Here is a 1,565-nt window from a genome sequence, read left to right as displayed (position 1 = left end):
ATCTCGTACAAAACCGACAAGTGCTGTGCAAATATCTCTTGAGTGCTCGATACGTCTAACACCAACTAAATCTTTTCCTAGCACTACTTCTTTTCCAGTTTCTTGACCACGTTTCTTTATCATATCGACATACCAGCCAGTAATTTGAGAACCTACTACTTCGACACGATATTGAATTTCTAACTCAAACAAAGTAGCGATTTTCTTTAAAAAAGCGAGCGGATCTATAAATTCATCAATAGTCATCGTATGGAATGAAGAATAATCCGTTTTTCCACGTTTCCATTTTGAATCCGCAAGAGCAATATCAATAAACGTATTAACTGTTTCGCTCTCTATGCGTTGTGGTTTAATGAACCCATCTTTAGCTATTTGAACCCAGGCGCCAGAAGCATGTACAGTAATCGTTCTATCATTAGATTCTTTTTCTACTTCATTATTGATAACATACGGAACAATACGACCATCGCGTACTTCCTTTAACACTAAGTTCTGTTGTTGTAATGTAACTGCATGTGGAGTTCCATCAAAAGTTTTAAATTCTAACATATCAATGTTATTTTTGATTTCCCAATGGCGTTTATCATCCCAATAGTCCTTTGATTGCATGACTGCTATAATCTGATCTGTTTTGAAATCAACAACATGGAGTAACCCACTTGGTGTTCTCATCTAAATCGCTCCCTATATTTAACCTTTGCTGTTCCTATATCGGAAGGCATGATTTCAAGTTTATTAGTGCCTTTATTGATAACAGGAAAATTACTAAAAATATCTTTTATGTTAATAGCGTTTTTCCCTTCAATACTGACATGACTGTTTTCTGTATCAATCACGACTTTGTCACCAACATCGACTATATAAGGCGGTGTATTTTGATTATTTAAATTCACTTTCCAAAATTTCAAATCAGAAACTGTCATTGCTTCCACTGGCGGAACATCTTGCCACTGCATGATACTAATCTGTATTTGAGCTGCTTTTTCCATATGTTTATTGTCTTTATCGGTCCATCTTGCAAAGCGTTCTGAATCATCTTTTTCTGTTCCAGGAAGAAATTTTGAAATATAAGCCTCCCAATCATTACCGGTTCTAGCGATCCACAACCTACCATAATACTGATTCCATGTATTCGGGTAATCACCACTCTCATAAATTAAACCTGTTTTTCCAGGCTTATTATCATATCCAATTACCATCGTTCCAAAATTTTGTTCGGCTTGCCAATAGAGGTCATTCATAGCAATTTTTGAAAGTACTTTGCTGTTTTCATCGAGTATCGCTATCTCAACTCGTCCCATTTCATTAATCTTTTTACTTTTACATGTAACGTGGGCTTGCATAATAAAATCTTGTACTGGCCCACCAGGGATACTCTTCTTAACAGCCGCGCCATGCCATCCATTACCCGATCCATAATCTGAACAATAGAATTGGTAACTATCTGTTTTCATTTCACCAACTGGATTACCGTCTTCCATAGAACTAACCTTACTCCACCCTACAGTTGTGGACATTTCATCCCATATAAGACGTTGATTTCTTTCTACAGGCAATTGCTCCAA

Annotated in this window: 2 protein-coding genes; both read right to left on the bottom strand. The window is 36.5% G+C overall.

Going from position 1 to position 1,565, the window contains the following annotated elements:
- The coding region (locus ACLBXA_RS28915; protein ID WP_447617722.1) for a phage tail spike protein at positions 1–672 on the bottom strand (672 nt) is incomplete at its 3' end.
- Positions 669–1,565 (bottom strand): phage distal tail protein (locus ACLBXA_RS28910; RefSeq protein WP_447617721.1); only part of this gene is annotated, 897 nt, incomplete at its 5' end. The genes ACLBXA_RS28915 and ACLBXA_RS28910, both read right to left, overlap by 4 nt.

The sequence above is a fragment of the Bacillus sp. D48C genome (genome assembly GCF_053345735.1).
This window is presented reverse-complemented; position numbering and strand designations above follow the sequence as displayed.